Annotated in this window: 22 protein-coding genes and 1 riboswitch; of the genes, 18 read left to right on the top strand and 4 right to left on the bottom strand. The window is 71.8% G+C overall.

The window, feature by feature from the left end; genetic code table 11:
* The 5 genes from CEB94_RS07515 (at position 1) to CEB94_RS07495 (ending at position 5514) form a co-directional block, all read left to right on the top strand.
* Positions 1–372, top strand: a complete 372-nt coding sequence (locus tag CEB94_RS07515; RefSeq protein ID WP_175431418.1) for a barstar family protein — start codon at positions 1–3, stop codon at positions 370–372.
* A gap of 108 nt (positions 373–480) precedes the next feature.
* Positions 481–1923: a GuaB1 family IMP dehydrogenase-related protein gene (locus CEB94_RS07510; RefSeq protein WP_175431417.1), complete on the top strand. Its 1443-nt coding sequence runs from the start codon at positions 481–483 to the stop codon at positions 1921–1923.
* 325 nt (positions 1924–2248) lie between these two features.
* Entirely contained in the window at positions 2249–3718 is a 1470-nt protein-coding gene (locus CEB94_RS07505) for an amino acid permease (protein ID WP_175431416.1), read from the top strand.
* 10 nt (positions 3719–3728) lie between these two features.
* On the top strand, positions 3729–4181 hold the full coding sequence (locus CEB94_RS07500) for an Lrp/AsnC family transcriptional regulator (protein WP_031138916.1): 453 nt from the start codon (positions 3729–3731) through the stop codon (positions 4179–4181).
* 136 nt (positions 4182–4317) lie between these two features.
* On the top strand, positions 4318–5514 hold the full coding sequence (locus tag CEB94_RS07495; RefSeq protein ID WP_175431415.1) for an MFS transporter: 1197 nt from the start codon (positions 4318–4320) through the stop codon (positions 5512–5514).
* On the opposite strand, the gene CEB94_RS07490 is transcribed toward CEB94_RS07495, so the two are convergent.
* Positions 5483–6019 carry a Repetin gene (locus CEB94_RS07490; RefSeq protein WP_175431414.1) on the bottom strand — a complete coding sequence of 179 codons (537 nt, stop codon included), beginning with the start codon at positions 6017–6019 and terminating at the stop codon, positions 5483–5485. The two genes, CEB94_RS07495 and CEB94_RS07490, sit on opposite strands and share 32 nt — an antisense overlap.
* A 299-nt stretch (positions 6020–6318) precedes the next feature.
* Here CEB94_RS07490 and CEB94_RS07485 point away from each other — a divergent pair, with 299 nt between their 5' ends.
* On the top strand, positions 6319–7107 hold the full coding sequence (locus CEB94_RS07485) for a carbon-nitrogen hydrolase family protein (protein WP_175431413.1): 789 nt from the start codon (positions 6319–6321) through the stop codon (positions 7105–7107).
* 49 nt (positions 7108–7156) lie between these two features.
* Complete coding sequence (locus CEB94_RS07480) at positions 7157–8854, top strand: flavin monoamine oxidase family protein (RefSeq protein WP_175431412.1); 1698 nt, start codon at positions 7157–7159, stop codon at positions 8852–8854.
* Here CEB94_RS07480 and CEB94_RS07475 read toward each other — a convergent pair.
* Positions 8851–9564 (bottom strand): DUF5995 family protein, encoded by a 714-nt coding sequence (locus CEB94_RS07475; RefSeq protein WP_175431411.1) that lies wholly within the window; start codon positions 9562–9564, stop codon positions 8851–8853. The genes CEB94_RS07480 and CEB94_RS07475 overlap by 4 nt on opposite strands.
* A gap of 175 nt (positions 9565–9739) precedes the next feature.
* Between CEB94_RS07475 and CEB94_RS07470 the strand changes: the two genes are divergently transcribed.
* Positions 9740–10876, top strand: a complete 1137-nt coding sequence (locus tag CEB94_RS07470; RefSeq protein ID WP_175436926.1) for a glycoside hydrolase family 6 protein — start codon at positions 9740–9742, stop codon at positions 10874–10876.
* Here CEB94_RS07470 and CEB94_RS07465 read toward each other — a convergent pair.
* Both CEB94_RS07465 and CEB94_RS07460 read right to left on the bottom strand, forming a co-directional pair.
* Complete coding sequence (locus tag CEB94_RS07465; RefSeq protein ID WP_175431410.1) at positions 10855–12234, bottom strand: uracil-xanthine permease family protein; 1380 nt, start codon at positions 12232–12234, stop codon at positions 10855–10857. The genes CEB94_RS07470 and CEB94_RS07465 overlap by 22 nt on opposite strands.
* A gap of 102 nt (positions 12235–12336) precedes the next feature.
* Positions 12337–13542 (bottom strand): MFS transporter, encoded by a 1206-nt coding sequence (locus CEB94_RS07460; RefSeq protein ID WP_175431409.1) that lies wholly within the window; start codon positions 13540–13542, stop codon positions 12337–12339.
* 136 nt (positions 13543–13678) lie between these two features.
* Between CEB94_RS07460 and CEB94_RS07455 the strand changes: the two genes are divergently transcribed.
* The 10 genes from CEB94_RS07455 to CEB94_RS07410 all read left to right on the top strand — a co-directional run bounded on the left by CEB94_RS07455 (position 13679) and on the right by CEB94_RS07410 (position 22861).
* The gene (locus CEB94_RS07455; RefSeq protein ID WP_175431408.1) at positions 13679–15043 is read left to right on the top strand and encodes an ROK family transcriptional regulator; all 1365 of its coding nucleotides are present in this window, start codon (positions 13679–13681) and stop codon (positions 15041–15043) included.
* A 173-nt stretch (positions 15044–15216) separates the two neighbouring features.
* A riboswitch (FMN riboswitch) is annotated at positions 15217–15347 on the top strand.
* Between the two features lie 144 nt (positions 15348–15491).
* Entirely contained in the window at positions 15492–16100 is a 609-nt protein-coding gene (locus CEB94_RS07450) for a riboflavin synthase (RefSeq protein WP_175431407.1), read from the top strand.
* The gene (locus CEB94_RS07445; protein WP_175431406.1) at positions 16097–16738 is read left to right on the top strand and encodes a nicotinamide mononucleotide transporter family protein; all 642 of its coding nucleotides are present in this window, start codon (positions 16097–16099) and stop codon (positions 16736–16738) included. Before CEB94_RS07450 ends, CEB94_RS07445 begins: the two co-directional genes overlap by 4 nt.
* Complete coding sequence (locus tag CEB94_RS07440) at positions 16735–18024, top strand: bifunctional 3,4-dihydroxy-2-butanone-4-phosphate synthase/GTP cyclohydrolase II (protein ID WP_175431405.1); 1290 nt, start codon at positions 16735–16737, stop codon at positions 18022–18024. The genes CEB94_RS07445 and CEB94_RS07440 overlap by 4 nt, the downstream gene beginning before the upstream one ends.
* A gap of 20 nt (positions 18025–18044) precedes the next feature.
* On the top strand, positions 18045–18530 hold the full coding sequence (ribH, locus tag CEB94_RS07435) for a 6,7-dimethyl-8-ribityllumazine synthase (protein WP_175431404.1): 486 nt from the start codon (positions 18045–18047) through the stop codon (positions 18528–18530).
* 34 nt (positions 18531–18564) lie between these two features.
* Positions 18565–18837, top strand: a complete 273-nt coding sequence (locus tag CEB94_RS07430) for a phosphoribosyl-ATP diphosphatase (protein WP_003988914.1) — start codon at positions 18565–18567, stop codon at positions 18835–18837.
* Positions 18838–18891: 54 nt separating this feature from the next.
* Positions 18892–19740 (top strand): ATP phosphoribosyltransferase, encoded by an 849-nt coding sequence (gene hisG, locus CEB94_RS07425; RefSeq protein ID WP_175431403.1) that lies wholly within the window; start codon positions 18892–18894, stop codon positions 19738–19740.
* A gap of 13 nt (positions 19741–19753) precedes the next feature.
* The gene (locus CEB94_RS07420; RefSeq protein ID WP_175431402.1) at positions 19754–20209 is read left to right on the top strand and encodes a PH domain-containing protein; all 456 of its coding nucleotides are present in this window, start codon (positions 19754–19756) and stop codon (positions 20207–20209) included.
* Positions 20210–20453: 244 nt separating this feature from the next.
* Positions 20454–21788: a hemolysin family protein gene (locus CEB94_RS07415; protein ID WP_175431401.1), complete on the top strand. Its 1335-nt coding sequence runs from the start codon at positions 20454–20456 to the stop codon at positions 21786–21788.
* Positions 21785–22861 (top strand): hemolysin family protein, encoded by a 1077-nt coding sequence (locus CEB94_RS07410; RefSeq protein WP_175431400.1) that lies wholly within the window; start codon positions 21785–21787, stop codon positions 22859–22861. The genes CEB94_RS07415 and CEB94_RS07410 overlap by 4 nt, the downstream gene beginning before the upstream one ends.
* The last annotated feature ends 56 nt before the right edge of the window (positions 22862–22917 follow it).

Below are 22917 nucleotides of genomic sequence, written 5' to 3'. Positions count from 1 at the left end.
GTGGCCGGGCAGACGCACGCAGTGCACGACCCGGCGGGCCGGATCGTGGTCGTCCTGGACCTGGACGGGGTCACGGACAAGGCGGGCCTCATGGACCGCTGCGCCCGTGACCTGGCCCTGCCCGACTGGTTCGGCCGAAACTGGGACGCCCTCGCCGACTCCATGGCCGACCCCGCCCTCTGGCCCGAGGGGGCAGGGGAGCGGGGCCTGCTGGTCGTCGTCCGGGGCTGGCGGAAGTACGCCGAGACGCGGCCCGAGGAGTGGCAGGTCGCCGAGGAGATCTTCGCCGAGGCGACCGACCGGGGCCCGGGGCTGTTCGTGACCCTCGGCCTTGGAGAATCCTCCGAGAGGCCCCCTGACCAGCCTGGATGATCCGCTGGGGGTGGTTGGGGCGCCCGTCATGGGAGAATGAAGTACGTGCTCTTTCCCCCTGGCCGGCCGGTCCGGGGGTCACCTCTGATCGACTGGGATGTGCGGCACGTGCGTTTCCTCAATGACATCCAGCCCGGGTACGACCTGACGTACGACGACGTCTTCATGGTGCCGAGCCGCTCCTCGGTGGGCTCGCGGCAGGCCGTCGACCTCAGCTCCCCGGACGGCACGGGCACCACCATCCCGCTCGTCGTCGCCAACATGACCGCCATCGCCGGCCGCCGCATGGCCGAGACCGTGGCCCGCCGCGGCGGCCTCGTGGTGATACCGCAGGACATCCCGAACGACGTGGTCACCGACGTCGTCTCCTGGGTGAAGAGCCGGCACCTGGTGCTGGACACCCCGATCATCCTGTCCCCGCACCAGACCGTCGCGGACGCGCTGGGGCTGCTGCCCAAGCGTGCGCACAACGCCGGTGTCGTCGTCGACGAGAACCACAAGCCCATCGGCGTGGTCACCGACTCCGACCTCTCCGGCGTCGACCGCTTCACGCAGCTCGCCGAGGTCATGTCCCGGGACCTGCTGCTCATCGACGCGGACAAGGACGCGGGCGAGGCCTTCAACACCCTCGACCACGCCAACCGCCGCTACGCCCCGGCCGTGCACAAGGACGGCACGCTCGCCGGCATCCTGACCCGCAAGGGCGCCCTGCGCGCCACGCTCTACACGCCGGCCACCGACGCGCAGGGACGGCTGCGCATCGCCGCCGCCGTCGGCATCAACGGCGACGTCGCGGGCAAGGCCCAGGAGCTGCTGGACGCGGGGGTCGACGCGCTCGTCATCGACACGGCCCACGGCCACCAGGAGTCGATGATCAGCGCATTGAAGCTGGTGCGCGACCTCGACCCGCAGGTGCCGATCGTCGCCGGCAACGTGGTCGCCGCGGCGGGCGTGCGCGACCTGATCGAGGCGGGCGCGGACATCGTCAAGGTCGGTGTCGGCCCCGGCGCCATGTGCACCACGCGCATGATGACCGGCGTCGGCCGGCCGCAGTTCTCCGCCGTCCTGGAATGCGCCGCCGAGGCCAGGAAGTACGGCAAGCACGTCTGGGCCGACGGCGGTGTCCGCCACCCGCGTGACGTCGCCATGGCCCTCGCGGCCGGTGCCTCCAACGTGATGGTCGGCTCCTGGTTCGCGGGCACCTACGAGTCCCCGGGCGACCTCCAGCACGACGCCCAGGGACGCGCCTACAAGGAGTCCTTCGGCATGGCCTCCGCCCGTGCCGTGCGCAACCGCACCTCGGAGGAGTCGGCGTACGACCGCGCCCGCAAGGCGCTGTTCGAGGAGGGCATCTCCACCTCCCGCATGTTCCTCGACCCGGCCCGCCCGGGCGTCGAGGACCTGATCGACTCGATCATCGCGGGCGTCCGCTCCTCCTGCACCTACGCCGGTGCCGGCTCCCTGGAGGAGTTCGCCGAGAAGTCCATCGTCGGCATCCAGAGCGCGGCGGGCTACGCGGAGGGCAAGCCGCTGCACGCCAGCTGGAGCTGACGACCCCGACGCCTCTTCGAACGGCCCCCGTCGCCCCGCCCCGCGGGACATCGGGGGCCGTTTCGCATGCCAGGGCCCTGCCGTCGGCACATGGAGCTCGCCGAGTGCGGGACCGAGGACCTTGAGTGCAATGAACACCCGCCCAGCCCCGGGGAACGCAATGATCTTGCGGGGATGCGCAAGGTTGCTGCATTTCGACAGCAACGCCGTTGCTCATAGGCTGTCGCCTCGTACGTGGCGTGGCGGGGACTCCGCTCGGTGGGTCCCTGCTCAAGGGCGCCCGCGGTCCCCGCCGCCCTGACCGGCAGCGATAAGGAGCCAGCGCGTGCTCGACCAAGGCGCACCCCCGCAGAACCCAGGCCAGACAGCCGCCCCCGCGCCCCCCGGCATCGGTGCGCGCCTCATGCGCCGCAAGCCCGTGGAACGCCTGGTCGCGGAGGGTGGCCAGGGCGAGGGAGGGTCGCTGCGCCGCACCCTCGGACTGTGGCAGCTGACCATGATCAGCATCGGCGCCACCCTCGGCACCGGCATCTTCGTCGTCCTCGGCGAGGCCGTCCCCAAGGCCGGCCCGGCCGTCACGCTCTCCTTCGTCATCGCCGGCCTCACCGCCCTGTTCTCGGCCCTGTCCTACGCCGAACTGGCCGGCACCATCCCGGTCTCCGGCTCCTCCTACTCGTATGCGTACGCAACGATGGGCGAGCTGATCGCCTGGATATGCGGCTGGTGCCTGATCCTGGAGTACGGCGTGTCGGTCGCCGCCGTCGCCGTCGGCTGGGGCGAATACCTCAACGAACTGCTCGACGGGACCATCGGCGTCACCATCCCGGCCGCCCTGTCCGCCCCGCCCGGTGACGGGGGCGTGTTCAACCTGCCGGCGCTGATCGTCGTGCTGCTCGCGATGGCGTTCCTGCTGGGCGGCGCCCGCGAGTCCGCCCGCGCCAACACCGTCATGGTCATCGTGAAGATCGCCGCACTGGTGCTGTTCTGCGCCATCGGCGTCCAGGGCTTCCGCTCCGGCAACTACGACAACTTCATGCCGCTCGGCATGGCCGGTGTCAGCGCCGCCGGTGCCACGCTGTTCTTCTCCTACATCGGCTTCGACGCGGCCTCCACCGCCGGCGAGGAAGCGAAGAACGCCCAGCGCGACCTGCCGCGCGCGATCATGCTGTCGCTGGTCATCGTCACCGCGCTGTACGTCCTGGTCGCCGCCGTCGCGGTCGGTGCCAAGCCCTGGAAGAACTTCACCGACTCCGAGGCCGCCCTCGCCCAGATCATGCGCGAGGTCACCGGGCAGACCTTCTGGGGCACGCTGCTGGCGTTCTGCGCCGTCATCGCCATCGCGAGCGTGGTCCTGACCGTGCTGTACGGCCAGACCCGCATCCTGTTCGCCATGTCCCGCGACGGGCTCGTGCCGAAGGTGTTCGCCAAGGTCCACCCGAAGACCGGCGCCCCCCGCGCCAACACCCTGATCGTATCGCTGTTCTGCGGTGTCCTGGCCGCCGCGATCCCGCTCGGGCAGCTCGCCGACGCCACCAGCATCGGCACCCTGTTCGCCTTCGCGCTCGTCAACGTGGCCGTCGTGGTGCTGCGCCGGACCAAGCCGGACCTGCCTCGCACCTTCCGGGTGCCGCTCTCCCCGGTCCTGCCCGCGCTGGGCTTCGCCTTCTGCCTCTGGATGATGGGCAGCCTGTCCGCCGTGACCTGGGTGGTCTTCGGTGTCTGGATGGCCGCCGGGCTCGTGTTCTACTTCGTGTACGGCTATCGCCGTTCCCGACTCGCGCCATCCGAAAAGTGACCGACCCACTGTGCTGAACGATCTCGACGAACGCATCGTGCACGCCCTCGCCGAGGACGCCCGCCGCTCCTACGCCGACATCGGCGGGCTCGTCGGCCTCTCCGCGCCCGCCGTGAAACGGCGCGTGGACCGGCTGCGGGCCACCGGAGCCATCACCGGCTTCACCGTACGGGTGGACCCGGGCGCCCTCGGCTGGGAGACCGAGGGGTTCGTCGAGATCTACTGCCGCGGGAACACCTCCCCGGAGACCATCCAGCGGGGCCTGGAGCGCTATCAGGAGGTCGTGGCCGCGTCCACCGTCACCGGGGACGCGGACGCGATCGCCCAGGTCTTCGCCTCCGACATGCGCCACTTCGAACGGGTCCTGGAGCGGATCGCCGGGGAGCCGTTCGTCGAGCGGACCAAGTCCGTGCTCGTGCTCTCGCCGCTGCTGCGGCGCTTCTCCTCCGGTTCGCCCACGTAACTCTGTGGCCCGATCCGTACGCCAGGCCTAGCATCGGTGCCATGACCTGGCGACATTGATCCACCAGCCGTGCCTCCCGAGGACCGCCTCGGACGCCGTACCTCCGGCGTCCGATCCGTCCTTCCGGGAAGGCCTCATGACACTCTCACCCGCACGCGTGCCCGCCACCGGTGTCCGGCGGCTGACGACCACGCTGTACGGCTACGCGTTCCTCGACGACTTCGTCCTGCTCTACCCGGTGTACGCGCTGCTCTTCGCCGACACCGGGATGTCGCTCTGGCAGATCTCCTCCCTGTTCGCCCTCTGGTCGCTCACCTCGGTGCTGCTGGAGGTCCCCTCCGGCGTCTGGGCCGACGCCATGTCGCGCCGGAGACTGCTCTGGACCGGCCCGTTGCTCACCGCCGCCGGCTTCGCGCTGTGGGTGGCGGTCCCGTCGTACGGGGCCTTCGCGGCCGGCTTCGTCCTGTGGGGCGCGGGCGGCGCCCTCGGCTCCGGTGCGCTGGAAGCGCTGGTCTACGACGAGCTGGACCGGCTCGATGCCGCCGGCCGGTACGCGCGGGTCATGGGCCGGGCCAGGGCCGCGCGCCTGCTGGGCACCGTGGCCTCCATCGGCCTGGCAGGGCCTGTCCTCGCCCAGGGCGGATATGCGGCGGTCGGTGCCGCGAGCTTCCTGGCCTGTGTGCTGACCGCCGTCACCGCGACCCGGTTCCCGGAGCACCGGGTGCGGCCCGAGAGCGCCGGCGAGAGCTGGGCGACGACCCTGCGGACCGGACTCGCCGAGGTCCGCGGGGACCGTAAGGTGCGCGGCGCCCTGCTGCTGGTCCCCGCCGTGGCCGCGGTGTGGGGCGCCCTCGACGAGTACACCCCCCTGCTGGTCCGGGACATCGGTGTGGCCGAGGCGACGGTGCCCTACCTGATCATGCTGATCTGGGCGGGCGTCACCGTCGGCAGCCTCCTGGCCGGACCGGCCGAACGCCTCGGCACCAGCGGGCTCGCGGTGCTGCTCGCGGGCGCCGCCCTCGCCCTGGCCGTGGGAGCCATGACCCGCTCCCTGGCCGGTATCGCCCTCGTCAGCCTCGCCTTCGCCGGGTTCCAGCTGGCCGAGGTACTCGCCGACGCCCGTCTCCAGCACCGCATCGACGAGTCCCGCCGGGCCACGCTGACCTCCGTGGCGAGCCTGGGCACCGAGCTGGCCACGGTCGCCACGTTCGGCGTGTACGCGCTGCTCGGCACGGACATGGCGCACAGCACCGTCTTCGCGGTGCTGGCGATCCCTTATCTGGTGACGGCGGCGGCGCTGGCTAGAGCTCGGGCTGCCACGGCACGACCGTGAAGTCGCCCGTCCCCCTCTTGACCTGCTCGAACGGGGCGGAGCTCACGCACGGGGGCAGCTCCTTCGTCTCGACGGGGCTGCCCGTGGCAGCCCAGCTGTAGCCGAGCCGGTCGTGGCGGCCGAGGTCGTGGACGGTGACGCCGACCCGCTTGCCCTCGGCGCCCGGCAGGTCGGACTCGGTGATGACGCCGGAGACGACGGCCACCTGGCCCCCGGTCACCAGACAGTCGACCTCGACCTCGGCCCGGGCGCCGGAGCCGTTGAGGTAGTGGCTGAACTCGAAGGTGCCGGTGGCCTTCGTCGGGTCGGCCTTGTCCTTCGCGGCCAGATGAGCGTCGAAGGAGAACCTGATGTCGTCCCCGGCCGAGCGGTACAGCTCGGCGGTGCCGGTGAGCGCTGCGGCCTCCCGCTGCCGGGGCGCGTTCGACGCGGTGGCGGCCGAGGCCGCTCCGGCGGTGAGCAGCAGCGCGGAGCCGAGCACGACGATCTTCGTACGGCGCTTCATTTCGTTCCTTTCCGCAGGTCGGGTGGACAGCCCCAACTCTCCCGGCCCGGCGGGGAAGGGACATCGCGCTCCGGGCGGGGCTCCGTCTCCGCCGGGCGGCGGGGGAGAGGGGACAGACCCGGGCTGCGAGGAGGAGCCGGGCTACGCCTCAGGGCGCGCAACGAATCGCCGTCCGCCCCCGGACGCACGCAACGAACCGTTCACCGGCGCGCAACGGCTCCTTCTTGTCCGCCCTGGTCAGCCGCCCGTACCGTCTACGTGGCCCCTCCAACCACCCTTCCGCCCGGTGAGGAACACGCATGCGCACCGCCCTGCTCCAGAGCTCCGGCCGCCCCGGCTCCACCGTCGAGAACCTCAAGGTCCTCGACGAGGCCGCGGGCCGGGCCGCCGCCGCGGGCGCCGGGCTGCTCGTGACGCCGGAGATGTTCCTGACCGGGTACGCGATCGGCGACGACATCGGCCGCCTCGCCGAGCCCGCCGACGGCGACTGCGCGGACGCGATCGCCGAGATCGCGACGAGCCACCGCCTGGCGATCGCCTACGCGTACCCCGAGCGCGAGGGCGACGCCGTGTTCAACTCCGCCCAGCTGATCTCCGCCGACGGCAACCGGCTCGCGAACTACCGCAAGACGCACCTCTTCGGCTGCTTCGAGCGCGACCACTTCACGCCCGGGAACCAGCCGGTGGTCCAGGCCGACCTCGACGGCCTGCGGGTCGGCATCCTGATCTGCTACGACGTGGAGTTCCCGGAGAACGTCCGCGCCCACGCCCTCGCCGGCACCGACCTGCTCGTCGTCCCGACCGCGCAGATGCACCCGTTCCAGTTCGTCGCCGAGTCGATGATCCCGGTGCGCGCCTTCGAGAACCAGATGTACGTCGCGTACGTCAACCGGGTCGGCCGGGAGGGCGAGTTCGAGTTCGTGGGGCTGTCCACGCTCGCCGGGCCCGACGGGGTCGCCCGCACCCGTGCCGGACGCGGTGCGGACCTCGTGCTCGCCGACGTCGATCCCGCCTTCCTCGCCGTATCGCGCGAGGCCAACCCGTATCTACTCGACCGGCGGCCCGGCCTCTACGGCCCGCTCGTCTGACACCCCCCGCCCAACCGCCCGTTCGTACCCTGCAAGGAGTCCGTACCCCATGACGTCCACCGTGCCCAACGCCGTCGAGCACGCAGACGCGCAGCAGCCGCCGATCACCATGTTCGGCCCGGACTTCCCGTACGCGTACGACGACTTCCTCGCCCACCCCGCGGGCCTCGGGCAGATACCCGCGACCGAGCACGGCACGGAGGTCGCGGTCATCGGCGGCGGCCTGTCCGGCATCGTCGCCGCGTACGAGCTGATGAAGATGGGCCTCAAGCCGGTCGTGTACGAGGCGGACCAGATCGGCGGCCGGCTGCGCACGGTGGGCTTCGACGGCTGCGACGAGTCCCTCACCGCCGAGATGGGCGCGATGCGCTTCCCGCCGTCCTCCACGGCCCTCCAGCACTACATCGACCTCGTCGGCCTGCAGACGCGGCCCTTCCCCAACCCGCTCGCCGAGGCGACCCCGTCGACCGTCGTCGACCTCAAGGGTGAGTCCCACTACGCCGAGACGATCGGCGACCTGCCCCAGGTCTACCGGGACGTCGCCGAGGCCTGGAACCGCTGCCTGGAGGAGGGCGCCGACTTCTCCGACATGAACCGGGCCCTGCGCGAGCGGGACGTGCCCCGCATCCGCGAGATCTGGTCCCGGCTCGTCGAGAAGCTCGACAACCAGACCTTCTACGGCTTCCTCTGCGACTCCGAGGCGTTCAGGTCCTTCCGGCACCGCGAGATCTTCGGCCAGGTCGGCTTCGGCACGGGCGGCTGGGACACCGACTTCCCCAACTCCATCCTGGAGATCCTGCGCGTCGTCTACACCGAGGCCGACGACCACCACCGCGGCATCGTCGGCGGCTCGCAGCAGCTGCCGCTGCGCCTGTGGGAGCGTGAGCCGGCGAAGATCGTCCACTGGTCCCAGGGAACCTCGCTCGCGAGCCTGCACGAGGGCGGCGAGCCCCGCCCGGCCGTGACCCGGCTGCACCGCACCGCCGGCAACCGCATCACCGTGACCGACGCCCGCGGCGACATCCGCACCTTCCAGGCGGCCGTCTTCACCGCCCAGTCCTGGATGCTGCTGTCGAAGATCGCCTGCGACGACTCCCTCTTCCCGATCGACCACTGGACGGCGATCGAGCGCACCCACTACATGGAGAGCTCCAAGCTCTTCGTCCCGGTGGACCGCCCGTTCTGGCTCGACAAGGACGAGGAGACCGGCCGGGACGTCATGTCGATGACGCTCACCGACCGCATGACGCGCGGCACTTACCTCCTCGACGACGGCCCGGACAAGCCCGCCGTCATCTGCCTCTCCTACACCTGGTGCGACGACAGCCTGAAGTGGCTGCCGCTGTCCGCGAACGAGCGGATGGAGGTCATGCTGAAGTCGCTCGGCGAGATCTATCCCAAGGTCGACATCCGGAAGCACATCATCGGCAATCCGGTGACCGTCTCCTGGGAGAACGAGCCCTACTTCATGGGCGCGTTCAAGGCCAACCTGCCCGGCCACTACCGCTACCAGCGGCGCCTGTTCACGCACTTCATGCAGGACCGGCTGCCCGAGGACAAGCGCGGCATCTTCCTCGCCGGAGACGACATCTCCTGGACGGCCGGCTGGGCCGAGGGCGCCATCCAGACCGCCCTCAACGCGGTCTGGGGCGTCATGCACCACCTCGGCGGCACGACCGACCCGACCAACCCGGGCCCCGGCGACGTCTACGACGAGATCGCGCCCGTCGAACTGCCGGAGGACTAGGGCCGGAAGCCGGGCTCGGCCAGGGGCGTGAGCAGCATGCGACCCGCGAAGCCCACCGCCGTGTCCAGGCGCTCCGTGAACTCGTCGGTGACGTCGGGGAGTTCACGCAGGGCCCACAGGGCCCGGGCCGCCGTCCACGCGGCGGCCCGGGCGCGGTCCAGGCTCCAGGAGCCGAGCAGGTGGGTCAGCGGGTCGGCGATCCGGAACAGGTCGGGGGCCGGCATCAGATCTTCGCGGATGCGCTCCTCCAGCGAGACGAGGAGATCGCCCACCAGGTCGAACTCGTCCTCCAGATCGACGGGTGCGCAGCCGAGCGTACGACAGGTGTCCACGACGGCCAGCGCGAGATCGTGCCCGATGTGCGCGTTGATACCCGCCAGCGCGAACTGTAACGGCCGTACCCCGGGATGGCGGCGGAACTGGAACAGCGGCCGCCAGCAGGCGGGCGGGCGCCGCTCGTCCGCCACCGTCTCGACGGCCGCCAGATACCGCTGCGCGAACCGTACGTCCAGCGTGATCGCGGCGTGGGCGTCCGCGAACCGCCCGGTGTCGACGTACCGGTCCACCGCCTCCGTCACCGCGAGGTAGACGCGGTTGAAGACCGCCACCCCGTCCCGCGGGTGCAGGGCCGCGTCGAGCGCGCGCATACGGGAGATGACGGCGTCGACCGGAGTGTCCACGGCTGGGGGGACTTGTTCGCATCGCGGCATGCGGGCAGAGTCGCAGCTCTAGGCTGGCGGAAGTACCGGCGGGCCCGGGGCTTCCCCGAAACGGGGGAACACCGCCCGCCGCAGGGGGAGGGGGAGCAGCACCGTGTCAGGCTCGCGTGCGCAGCGCCTGGCCGCCCGCAGGGCCGGGCGCAGGCGAGCCGCCCGGCGCGGCGTGATGGTCGTGGCGGCCTCGCTCGTCGTCGCGGCCGGCGCGGTCGCCGGGGTCCTCTCCGCGTTCGACGACAGACGGGCCTCGGACGAGGCCGCGCCCCCCGAGGTTTCGGCCTCGCCCCGCCTGGCGCCCCTGCCGGCCGTGCCGTCGCCGTCCGCGTCGGCCACCACCGAGTCCGCTTCGCCCTCGCCCTCGCCGTCTCGGTCCGTACGCCGGACGCAGAGCCCCACGCCGTCGAAGACCGAGAAGAAGCGGGAGCGCGCCCCCACCGTGGCCGGACGGCTCTACCGCCACCCCGAATCCCAGGTGCTCGAGTGGGTCCGCTCCCACTCCGGCGACCCCCGGCACGCGGTCATCGCGTCCCGCATCGCCCAACAGCCGGCGGCCGTCTGGTTCGCCGACTACTCCCCGGAAACCGTCACCGCCCGGGTCGCCGCGGTGACGTCGGGCGGCGCCGCGCTCGGCCGGACGCCCGTCCTCGTGCCGTACGCGATCCCCGGCCGGGACTGCGGCGGCCACTCCCAGGGCGGGGCGCCCGGCCTGGACGCCTACGACACCTGGATCGACCGGTTCGCTGCCGGGCTGGGCTCCGGGGAGGTCATCGTCGTCCTGGAGCCGGACTCGGTCGCCCAGTCCGAGTGCCTCTCCGCCGGTGAACGCGCGGACCGCTACGCGTCGCTGGCCCGGGCCGGCCGCGTCCTGAAGGCCGCCAACCCCCGGGCCCGTGTGTACTTCGACGCCGGTCACTCGGGCTGGAACGCGCCCGCGAAGCAGGCGGCCTGGCTCAGGCAGGCCGGTGCCGCCTCGCCCGAGTCCTCCGACGGCATCTTCAGCAACGTCTCCAACTTCCACACCACCGCCGACGAGGTCGCCTACGACCGGCGGGTCCTCGACGCGCTCGGCGGCCCGGCGGGCCTCGGCGCCGTCATCGACACCAGCCGCAACGGCAACGGCGCCCCGGCCGACGGCGAGTGGTGCGACCCGGCGGGCCGGGGGCTCGGCCGGTCCCCGACCCTGAGCACCGGCGAGTCCCGGATCGACGCCTACCTGTGGGTGAAGCTGCCGGGGGAGTCGGACGGCTGCAAGGGCAGGCCGGGGACGTTCACGGCGTCGTACGCCTACGACTTGGCGTCGTCGTAGGAGGAGGTGCCCTCGTCCAGCAGCGGCGCCTGCGTCTTCAAGTGGGCCGGGGCGAAGGCCCGCAGGGCGTGGTAGCCGGTGATGACGACCACCGTGCCGAGCGCGATGCCGCTCAGCGAGAACGTGTCCGTGAACTCCAGGGAGACGTTGCCGACACCGATGATGATGCCCGCCGCCGCCGGGACCAGGTTCAGCGGATTGCGCAGATCCACCCCGGCGTTGATCCAGATCTGCGCGCCCAGCAGGCCGATCATGCCGTACAGGATGACGGTGATGCCGCCGAGCACCCCGCCCGGGATCGCCGCCACGACCGCGCCGAACTTCGGGCAGACGCCGAACAGCAGGGCGAAGCCGGCGGCGGCCCAGTACGCGGCCGTCGAGTACACGCGGGTCGCGGCCATGACGCCGATGTTCTCGGAGTACGTGGTGTTGGGCGGGCCGCCCACCGCGGTGGACAGCATCGAGCCGACGCCGTCGGCCGCGATCGCCGTGCCGAGCTTGTCGTCCAGCGAGTCGCCGGTCATCTCGCCGACCGCCTTCACGTGCCCGGCGTTCTCCGCGACCAGCGCGATGACGACCGGCAGGGCGACCAGGATCGCCGACCACTCGAAGGACGGGGCGTGCAGGGTCGGCAGCCCGATCCAGTCGGCCCGGCCCACGCCGGAGAGGTCGAGACGCCAGTGGTCGGTGAGCTTGCCGCTCGCGTCCACAGAGTGGATCTTGCCGAAGACCAGGTCGAACACCCAGGAGATGCCGTACCCGAAGACCAGTCCCAGGAAGATGGCGATCCGGGACCAGAAGCCCCGCAGGCAGACGACCGCCAGACCGGTGAACAGCATCACCAGCAGTGCCGTCCACTGGTCCTGCGGCCAGTACGTCGAGGCCGTCACCGGCGCCAGGTTGAAGCCGATCAGCATCACCACCGCGCCGGTCACGATCGGCGGCATCGTGGCGTGGATGATCCGCGCACCGAACCGCCGCACGGCCAGCCCCACCAGGAACAGCGCGCCCCCGACGACGAACACCGCTCCCGTGACGGTCGCGCTGCTGCCGCCCTGCGCCCGGATGACCGCCGCCACGCCGACGAAGGAGAGGGAGCAGCCCAGGTAACTGGGCACGCTGCCGCGGGTGGCGAGCAGGAACACGACGGTCGCGACGCCCGACATCATGATCGCGAGGTTGGGGTCCAGGCCCATCAGGACAGGGGCGACGAAGGACGCCCCGAACATCGCCACCACGTGCTGTGCGCCCAGTCCGGCCGTGCGGGGCCAGGAGAGCCGCTCGTCGGGGCGGACCACCGCGCCGGGCGCCGGGGTGCGTCCGTCGCCGTGCAGTTTCCAGCGGACGCCGAGATCCATGGTGCGGTTTCGCTTTCGTCGTGCCTGCGAGTGTCCGGACCATTGTCGGGGTGCGCCCGCAGCGGCGGTGACCGGGGCTGACCTGGACGGTCGCCCGTCCGCTCAGGGGCGGGGGCCGGGGACCGCCGCGTCCGGGCGGCCGACCTTCGTCCGCTCGCCGGGGCGCAGCACGCCCGCGAACGCCACCAGCCCGCACGACAGCGCCGTCACCAGGCAGAACGACACCATCAGGCTGGTCGCCTGGGCCAGCATGCCGATCGCGCTCGGCGCGATCAGGCCCGAGGTGTAGGTGATGGTCGCCACGCCCGCGATGGCCAGGCTCGGGTTGGATCCGCTGCGGCCCGCCGCCGCGAAGCACAGCGGCACGACGACGGCGATGCCCAGACCCATCAGTGCGAACCCGCCCATGGCCACCGCCGGATGGTCCGCGAGGACGATCAGCAGCCCGCCGAGGACGGCGAACACACCGCTCGCCCGCACCGTCCGCACGGCGCCGAAGCGGTCCACGATCTTGTCACCGGCGAGCCGGGCGACGGCCATGGTGAGCGTGAAGCCCGTCGTGCACGCCGCCGCCAGACCGGCCGAGGTCTCCAGCTGCTCGCGCAGATAGACCGCCGACCAGTCCAGGCTCGCGCCCTCCGCGAACACCGCGCAGAACCCGATCGCGCCGATGAGCAGCGCCGAGCGGGGCGGCAGCGCGAAGCGCGGCGGCGGCTCCTCGTCCTCGGCGGGCTGCAGGTCGAGCACCCACTGGCAGGACAGCACGCCGACGACGGTGAGGACCGCGGCGGCCAGGACGTGGTGCAGCCGGGCGTCCGAGCCGAGGTGCGCGGCGAGCGTGCCGGCCGCCGAGCCGACCAGGGCGCCCGCGCTCCACATGCCGTGCAGCCCGGACATGATCGACCGGCCGAGACGGTTCTCGACCTCGACGCCCAGCGCGTTCATCGCCACGTCGGCCATGCCCGCGGTCGCCCCGTAGACGAACAGGGCCAGGCAGAGCGTCAGGAGGTTGGGGGCGATCGACGGCAGGACCAGCGACAGCGTCCACAGGGCGATCAGCCCCCGCAGCGCGTTGCGGGCGCCGAAGCGGTGGGTGATGCTGCCGGCGAGCGGCATCGCCACGGACGCGCCGAGCGCGGGGAAGGCGAGGGCGATCCCCAACTGGCCCGCGCTCACGCCCGCGTGGTCCTGGATCCACGGCACGCGGGTCGCGAACGAGCCGGTCACGGCGCCGTGCACGGCGAAGACGGCGGCCACCGCGTACCGGGACCGCTTCACCTCGCGCTGTTCGTCGACCACCTTGCCCATTCTGCGGTCCCCCTCCAGGTCGCTGCCGCGCTCGTGCCCGGCGCGGGCCGTAAACTATCAGGAACCCTGCCTGATAATAAGAGGGGCTCCCGGCGGGCCACGGTCGACGGCCCCGCCGATCTGGAAGGATCCCGGCATGCCCGCATCCCCGAGCACCGCCCGGGCCATCAACGACCGGCTTGCCCTGCGTCTGCTCCAGCAGGAAGGCCCGTTGACGGCAGGGCAGTTGAAGCAACTGACCGGTCTGTCCCGGCCGACCGTCGCCGATCTCGTCGAACGCCTCACCGCCGCCCGGCTGATCGCGGTGGTCGGCGAGGCGGGGGAGCAGCGGCGCGGCCCCAACGCGAAGGTCTACGGCATCGTCGCCGACCGGGCGCACCTGGCCGCCCTCGACGTCCGCACCGAGGGCGTCGCCGTGGTCGTCGCGGACCTGGTGGGGCGGGTGCTGGCCGAGGCGTCGGTGCCGATCGGCGCAGACACGGGGACGGGCCCCGCCGTGGAGCAGGCGGTCACACTGGTCGAGCGGGTGGCGAAGGAAGCCGGCGCCGACCGCTTGCACACCGTGGGGATCGGGGCGCCCGGCCTGGTCGACCCGTCCAGCGGCGAACTCCGCGACTCCACCGGGCTGCCGCAGTGGCACCGCCGGTTCGTCGCCACCCTCCAGGAGCGACTGCCCGAGGCCCGCGTCAGCGTCGAGAACGAGACCAACCTCGCGGCGCTGGCCGAGCAGCGCGACGGGGCGGCCCGGGACCGGGACACGTTCGTCCTGCTGTGGCTGGGCCACGGGACGGGGGCGGCCGTGGTCCTCGACGGCGCCCTGCGCCGCGGCGCCTCCGGCGGCACCGGCGAGATCGGCTTCCTCCCGGTCCCGGGTACGAGCGCGCTGCCGACATCCACGGACTGCGAGGGTGGTTTCCATTCGCTGGCCGCCTCGGCCGCGGTCGTGGACCTCGCGGCGCAGTACGGGGTTCCGGCGGCGGGACGAGAAGCCCCGGTGGTGGGGATCGTGCGGGCTGCCGCCGGAGTGGTGAGGGAGGCGGTGGGCCGGGTGTCGGGCACGGACCTGTCGCGGCCGGCGGACCCGGTGCGGGAGGGGGCGGCCGGGGCGCCCCAGTCCGGGACTTCCGGCACCGCCGCCGCCTTTCTCGATGCCCTCGCCGACCGCATCGCCGTCGGTGTCGCCTCGGTCGTCGCGATCCTCGACCCCGGTTGCGTGGTGCTCGGTGGCGAGGTCGGGCAGGCCGGCGGCGCCGATCTCGCCGCCCGCGTGCAGGACCGGATCGCCCTGATGACGCCGCTGTCCACGGAGGTGCGGGCCACCACCCTGGGCGGTGGCGCGGTCCTGCGCGGTGCGCTGCTGACGGCCCGGGACCGGGCTCAGGAGGAGCTGTTCACGCCGGGGGGCAGGGGAAGGCCCGACGGCGGGCAAGGGCCGTCGTCACCGCCGCCGGGCCGGTCTGCGGGGGGTGCCGACCCCGGCGTCGACCCTAGAAAGGACTAGACCACTGCGTCAATAGGTGCGTACCAATCCGGGGCGCCAAGAGGGTGCGACCGCCGGGAAGTTGGGGCTCCGGTCGCGCTGGGGAAGGGGTGTGACACGTTCTGTGAGGCAGCCCACACACTTCGCCCCTTTGAACATCGATCAGGCGTGGCACACTGGCCGTGTACCAGTAGCAGCGCACTCCGGGGTCGGTGAAAGTCCGAACCGGCGGTTACAGTCCGCGACCCGGTCGCCTCCAGCGGCCGGTTGACCAGGTGAAATTCCTGGACCGACGGTTAAAGTCCGGATGGGAGGCAGTGCGCGGCGAGCGGGCATTCGTGCGCGCCGCCCAGAAGTCCGTCCTCGCGGCGGGCTCCGTCCGGCGTCGTCCGTGGTGTCCCTGCTCGTATCCTCTGTCGTCATCGGCAGCCCCGGAGTCCGTGCCCGAAGAGGCAGGAGGACCCGGGACGTGTTCACCGGAATCGTCGAAGAGCTGGGCGAGGTCACCGCCGTCGAGATTCTCGACGACGCCTGTCGCTTCCGCCTGCGCGGCCCAGTCGTCACCGAAGGCGCCAAGCACGGCGACTCGATCGCCGTGAACGGCGTCTGCCTCACGGTCGTCGACCACGAGGGCGACGAATTCACCGCCGACGTCATGGCCGAGACCCTGAACCGCTCCAGCCTCGGTGTCCTCACGGCCGGCTCCCGGGTCAACCTCGAACGCCCCATGGCCGTCGGCGAACGCCTCGGCGGGCACATCGTGCAGGGCCATGTGGACGGCACCGGCGAGATCCTGGAGCGCAAGCCCTCCGAGCACTGGGAGCTCGTGAAGATCTCCCTCCCCGCGGACCTCACCCGGTACGTGGTCGAGAAGGGCTCCATCACCGTCGACGGCATCAGCCTCACCGTCGTCGACGCGGGCCCCGACCACTTCACCGTGAGCCTCATCCCCACCACCCTCGCCCTGACCACGCTCGGCCACAAGCAGCCCGGCGACCCGGTCAACCTCGAGGTGGACGTCATCGCCAAGTACGTCGAGCGGATGCTGGGTGACCGGGCGCAGGGGGCGACCCGGTGAACACGCTGAACTCCGAGGCGTTCGTCCTCTTCGGCCAGCACATCCTCTGGTCCGACATGGTCGGCAACCTCTTCGGCCTGGCCGCCCTGGCCCTCGGCTGGCGGCGCTCCATCTGGACCTGGCCCGTGCAGTTCCTGGCCGGCCTCATCCTCTTCGGCGCCTTCTTCGGCCACCTCACCGGCAGCGCCGGCAAGCAGGCGGTCGTCATGGTCGTCGCGCTGTACGGCTGGTGGCAGTGGCAGCGCGGCAAGGAGCAGGGCGAGGACGGCCACATCGCCGTCCGCTTCGCCACCTGGCGCGAGCGCGCGGTGATGGCCGCGGCGGCTGCCGCCGGCACGGTCGCGGTCGCGCTGCTCTTCAAGGCGTACCCGACCCTGTCCTGGGACCCCTGGCCGGACGCGTACATCTTCGTCGGCACCGTCGTCGCCATGTACGCCCAGGCGCGCGGCATGGTCGAGTTCTGGTTCGCCTGGCTGCTCGTCGACCTCGTCGGCGTGCCTCTCAACTTCGCCAACGGCTACGCCTTCTCAGGCTTCGTCTACGTCATCTACGGCGCGCTCGTCCTGTGGGGCATGCGCGACTGGTGGCTGCGCTCGCGACAGGCCGCGCGGCCCACCCTGGAAGGAGCGCCGGCATGAATTCCGCAACCGCCCTCTACGGCACCGACGACGCCGAGAACTTCGCGCTCGACCCCGTCGAGCAGGCCATCGCCGACATCGCGGCAGGACGCCCCGTCGTGGTCGTCGACGACGAGGACCGGGAGAACGAGGGCGACCTCGTCATCGCCGCCGAGAAGGCGACCCCCGAGATCGTCGCCTTCATGATGAGCGAGTGCCGCGGCCTGATCTGCGCCCCCATGGAGGGCGACGAGCTGGACCGGCTGAAGCTCCCGCAGATGGTCGAGGACAACACCGAGTCGATGAAGACCGCGTTCACAGTCTCCGTCGACGCCTCCGCCGCGCACGGCGTGAGCACCGGCATCTCCGCCTCCGACCGCGCAACCACCCTCCAGCTGCTCGCCGACGGCGTGTCCGGGCCCGGCGACTTCGTCCGCCCCGGCCACATCTTCCCGCTGCGCTCCCGGCCCGGCGGGGTCCTCACCCGCAACGGCCACACCGAGGCCGCCGTCGACCTGGCCCGCCTCGCGGGCCTGCGCCCGGCCGGCGCGATCGTCGAGATCGCCGGCGAGGACGGCACCATGCTGCGCCTGCCCGAGCTGATCCCCTTCGCCCGCAAGCACGGCCTGACGATCATCTCCATCGAGGACCTGATCGCCTACCGCCGCAGCAGCGAGCCCACCGTCCGCCGCGAGGCCAGGACCCAACTGCCCACCGCCCACGGCACGTTCACGGCCTACGGCTACCGCTCCACCGTCGACGGCGTCGAACACGTCGCCCTGGTGCACGGCGAGATCGGCGACGGCCAGGACGTCCTCGTCCGCGTCCACTCCGAATGCCTCACCGGCGACGTCTTCGGCTCCGCCCGCTGCGACTGCGGCCCCCAGCTCGACGCCTCGCTGGCCCGTATCCAGGCCGAGGGCCGGGGAGTCGTGGTCTACCTGCGCGGGCACGAGGGCCGCGGCATCGGCCTGATGTCCAAGCTGCGCGCCTACGAACTCCAGGAGCGCGGCCGCGACACCCTCGACGCCAACCTCGAACTCGGCCTGCCCGCCGACGCCCGCGACTACGCGGCGGGCGCCCAGATCCTCGCCGACCTCGGCGTGCGCGACGTCCGGCTGCTGACCAACAACCCCGACAAGTCCGACGCGCTCGTCCGTCACGGCATCGCGGTGAAGGCGCGCGTGCCGATGCCCGTGAGCGCCGGCGAGCACAACCTCCGCTACCTGCGCACCAAGCGGGACCGGATGGGCCACGACCTGCCCTGGCTGGACACGACCACCGTGCCGGCCTGCGGCAACCAGTAAGAGAGCACAGAGGGAGAGACGTGAGCGGCAAGGGTGCACCGGAGCTGTCCGTACGCAATGTGGGTGACCTCCGGGTCGCCGTCATCGCGGCGCAGTGGCACGAGAAGGTGATGGACGGTCTGGTCGACGGCGCCCTGCGCGCCCTGCACGACCTGGGCATCGACGAGCCGACCCTGCTCAGGGTCCCCGGCAGCTGGGAGCTCCCGGTCGTCGCCAAGGTCCTCGCCGGCCGCGGTTACGACGCGATCGTCGCTCTCGGCGTCGTCATCCGCGGCGGAACCCCCCACTTCGAGTACGTGTGCCAGGGCGTGACCCAGGGCCTCACCCAGGTCTGTGTCGACACCGGCGTCCCCGTCGGCTTCGGCGTGCTGACCTGCGACACCGAGGAGCAGGCCCTGGACCGGGCCGGCATCGAGGGCTCCAGCGAGGACAAGGGGCACGAGGCGGTGACGGCGGCGGTGGCGACCGCGGCCACCCTCCGCTCAGTATCCGAACCCTGGCGCTGACGAAAGCCGTGTGTGGCATAGGCTGAGCGACACCATGTCCAAGAAGACGTTCGAGGAGCTCTTCACCGAGCTCCAGCACAAGGCAGCCCAGGGCGATCCCGCCACTTCCCGCACCGCAGAACTGGTCGAGAAGGGCGTCCACGCCATCGGCAAGAAGGTCGTCGAAGAGGCCGCCGAGGTGTGGATGGCCGCCGAGTACGAGGGCAAGGAGGCGGCAGCCGAGGAGATCTCGCAGCTGCTGTACCACGTCCAGGTGATGATGGTCGCCCGCGGCATCTCCCTCGACGACGTCTACGCCCACCTGTAAGCCGCACCCGCTCCCGTACGACACCACAGACACCACGCGAAGGAAGCCGACCTCATGCTGCGCATCGCCGTCCCCAACAAGGGTTCCCTGTCCGGCCCTGCGGCGGAGATGCTGCATGAGGCCGGCTACCAGCAGCGCCGCGAGTCCAAGGAACTGCGGATCGTCGACCCGGTGAACGAGGTCGAGTTCTTCTACCTCCGCCCCCGCGACATCGCGATCTACGTCGCCTCCGGACAGCTGGACATCGGCCTCACCGGCCGGGACCTGCTCATCGACTCCGGCGCCGAAGCCGAGGAGATCCTCGCCCTCGGCTTCGCCCGCTCCACGTTCCGCTACGCCACCAAGCCCGGCACCATCAGCGGCCTGGCGGACCTGGCGGGCAAGACGATCGCCACCTCCTACGAGGGCATCGTCGCGGCGCACCTCGCCGAGCACGGCATCGACGCCTCCGTCGTCCACCTCGACGGTGCCGTGGAGACCGCCATCCAGCTCGGTGTCGCCCAGGTCATCGCCGACGTCGTCGAGACCGGCACGTCCCTGCGCAACGCGGGCCTGGAGGTCGCCGGCGAGCCGATCATGCAGTCCGAGGCCGTGGTGATCCGCCGCACCGGCGCGGACGCCGACGACCTCAAGGTGCAGCAGTTCCTGCGCCGCCTCCAGGGCGTCCTGGTCGCCCGGACGTACGTGATGATGGACTACGACTGCCGGGTCGAGCAGCTGGAGAAGGCCGTCGCCCTCACCCCCGGTCTGGAGTCCCCGACCGTCTCCCCGCTGCACAACGAGGGCTGGGTCGCCGTCCGCGCGATGGTCCCGGCCAAGGAAGCCCAGCGGATCATGGACGACCTGTACGACATCGGCGCCCGGGCCATCCTGACCACGGCCATTCACGCCTGCCGTCTCTGAGAGGCGCGGTCCGATGTCCGAGCTGCCCACCCTGCCCGTCACGTTCCGGCCTCGCAGCACCCGCGTGGTGCTGCTGACCGCAGCCGTCGCCATCTTCGTGGTGATCACGGCGGTCGCGATGCTGCTGAAGCAGCTCAGCCCCGGTGAGCGCGTCAGCTTCGTCTTCACGGCGCTCCTTCTGGACGTCGTGCTGCTCCTGCTGGCGCGTCCCAAGGTCGTCGTCGACGAGGACGGCGTCACTGTCGTCAATCTCACGAACAAGCGTCGGCTGGAGTGGGCCGAGATCCTCCAGGTGACCCTCCGGGCCGGTGACCCGTGGGTGTTCCTCAACCTCAGCGACGGCACCAGCCTGCCTGCTCTGGGCATCCAGCCGGGCCTGGCCAGGCAGCGTGCGGTCGCCGACGCCCGGGCGCTGCGGGCGCTCGTCGAGGCCCGTTCCGCAGCGGACCCCGAAGGGCGTCAGGGCTGATTCGGGCGATCCTCGGGCGGCCGCCACTGCCGCACCGGGCCGTGTCTTGATTAATCTGTTGGCGGAGGCGTGATGGATGCGCCTCCGCTTCTGCTGCCCCGACCGGTGCGCAGAGGCTCCTGCTAACCGAGGAGTGACCCCCTCCGGCGATGGACGGATCGTCCTGCAGTACCTGCGCCGCCCCCTGCCGACATAGCGCGGACCCCGTTTTCGAGGTCCGCGACCGTGCGGAGGCGGCGGCATCATGACCACCCCCCTGCTGCTCCTGGCAGCCGCGTTCCTGCTGATTCTCGCCAACGGATTCTTCGTGGCGGCCGAGTTCGGACTCGTCACGGTCGAGCGGGCGGAGGCCGAGAAGGCCGCCGCCGAAGGCGACCGGCGCGCCCACCGGGTCGTCGAATCACTCAGGGAACTGTCCTTCCAGCTCTCCGGCACCCAGCTCGGCATCACCATCACCTCGCTCGTCGTCGGCATGCTCGCCGAACCGGCGCTCGCCGAGCTGCTGCACGGCCCGTTCACCTCGATCGGCATCCCCCAGGGAGCCGTCTCCGGTGTCACCGTCGTCGTCGGCATGCTGCTGGCCTCCGCCGTGCAGATGGTGATCGGCGAGCTGCTGCCCAAGAACTGGGCGGTGTCCCGGCCGCTGCAGGTCGCGCGCTTCGTCGCGGGCCCGCAGCATGTCTTCGCCCGGCTGTTCCGCCCGGTCATCGCCGGCCTCAACGCCGTCGCGAACCGGCTCGTGCGCGCCCTGGGCATCGAACCCACCGCGGAGCTGGCCTCCGCCCGCACCCCCGGCGAGCTCGTCTCCCTGGCCCGCCACTCGGCCCTGGCCGGCGCCCTGGAGCAGGACACCGCCGACCTGTTCGTCCGGACCCTGTCGCTGGGCGAGCTGACCGCGCAGCACGTGATGACGCCGCGCGTGAAGGTCAGTGCCCTGCAGTCCTCGGCCACCGCCGAGGACGTCGTCAACCTGACCCGCGCCACCGGCCTGTCCCGCTTCCCGGTCTACCGGGAGAAGATCGACGAGGTCGTCGGCATGGCCCACCTCAAGGACGCCCTGGCCGTGCCCGTCCAGGACCGGCTGCGCACCCCCGTCGGCCACATCGCCCGCCCGGCGCTGCTCGTCCCCGAGACGCTGCCCGTACGGCCGCTCCTCGCCCGCCTGCGCAGTGAGCAGCCCATCGCGGTCGTCGTCGACGAGTACGGCGGCACCGCCGGTGTCGTCACGCTGGAGGACATCGTCGAGGAGCTCGTCGGCGAGGTCCGCGACGAGCACGACGGACACGACCTGCCCGAGCTGGCCGCCGCGCCGCCGGAGGACGGCAGGCCCGCCTGGGACGTCGACGGCAGCTGCCGGGTCGACGTCCTGCAGCGCATAGGCCTCGACGTGCCCGAGGGCCCGTACGAGACGGTCGCGGGCCTGATCGCCGACCTGCTGGGCCGTATCCCGGCCGTCGGCGACAAGGCGGAGCTGCCCGGCTGGCGGCTCTCGGTGCGCCAGGTCGGCCACTACCGCGCGGAACGGGTCCGGCTCGTGCGGACCGCCCCGGTGGTCTCCATGGCGGAGGCCGTCCGATGAGCGTGCTCCAGCTTCTCTTCGCCGCGCTGCTCGTGCTCGCCAACGGCTTCTTCGTCGGCGCCGAGTTCGCGCTGGTCTCCGTACGCCGCAGCCAGATCGAGCCGCTCGGCACCGCCCGCTCCCGGCAGGTCCTCTACGGGCTGGAGCGGCTGCCGCAGATGATGGCGGCAGCCCAGTTCGGCATCACGATCTGCTCACTGACCCTCGGCGCGGTCGCCGAACCGACGGTCGCGCATCTGCTGGAGCCGGTCTTCGAGCGGATCCATCTGCCCGAGGGCGTGATCCATCCGCTGACCTACGTCATCGCTCTCGCCGCCGTGGTCTTCTTCCACCTCGTCATCGGCGAGATGCTCCCGAAGAACCTCGCGATGGCGGCGCCGGAGAAGGCCGCGCTGTGGCTCAGCCCCGGCCTGGTCTGGTTCGCGCGCTTCTGCAGGCCCATCACCGCCGCCCTCGGCGCCTGCTCCCAGGGCATCCTGCGGCTCTTCCACGTCGAGCCGAAGGACGAGGTCGAGGCCGTCTTCACCAGCGAGCAGCTCAACCGGCTGGTGGAGGACGCCGGCCAGGCGGGCCTGCTCGACCCCGAGGAGGCCGAGCGCCTCGAGGACGCCCTGGAGCTGGGCTCCCGCCCGGTGACGGACGTCCTGCTGAAGCGGGAGTCCCTGGTGACGGTCAGCCCGTCGGTCACCCCCGGGCGCATCGTCGAGCTCACGGCCCGCACGGGTTACTCCCGGTTCCCGGTCGCCGCGGACAACGGGGTGTTCATGGGCTACCTGCACGTCAAGGACGTCCTCGACCTGGAGGACTCGGACCGGGCCGTGCCGCAGCACCTGTGGCGTCCCATGACGACCCTGCGGTCCGAGCTGCCGCTCGACGACGCGCTGACGGTGATGCGGCGGGCGGCGACGCACCTGGCCCAGGTGGCCGACGGGTCCGGGAAGGTGCTCGGGCTGGCCGCACTGGAGGATGTGCTGGAGCTGCTAGTGGGGGAGGTGCGGGATCCGGCGCACCGGCAGATGCCGGAGGTTCGGGTCACCGAGCCTCGGGGCAGCGAGGAGGCGTTGGCTTCGTAGGTGTGCGGCTGCGGGCGCGTGGGGCTGGTCGCGCAGTTCCCCGCGCCCCCAGACAG

The sequence above is a fragment of the Streptomyces hawaiiensis genome (genome assembly GCF_004803895.1).
Lineage (GTDB): Bacteria > Actinomycetota > Actinomycetes > Streptomycetales > Streptomycetaceae > Streptomyces > Streptomyces hawaiiensis.
This window is presented reverse-complemented; position numbering and strand designations above follow the sequence as displayed.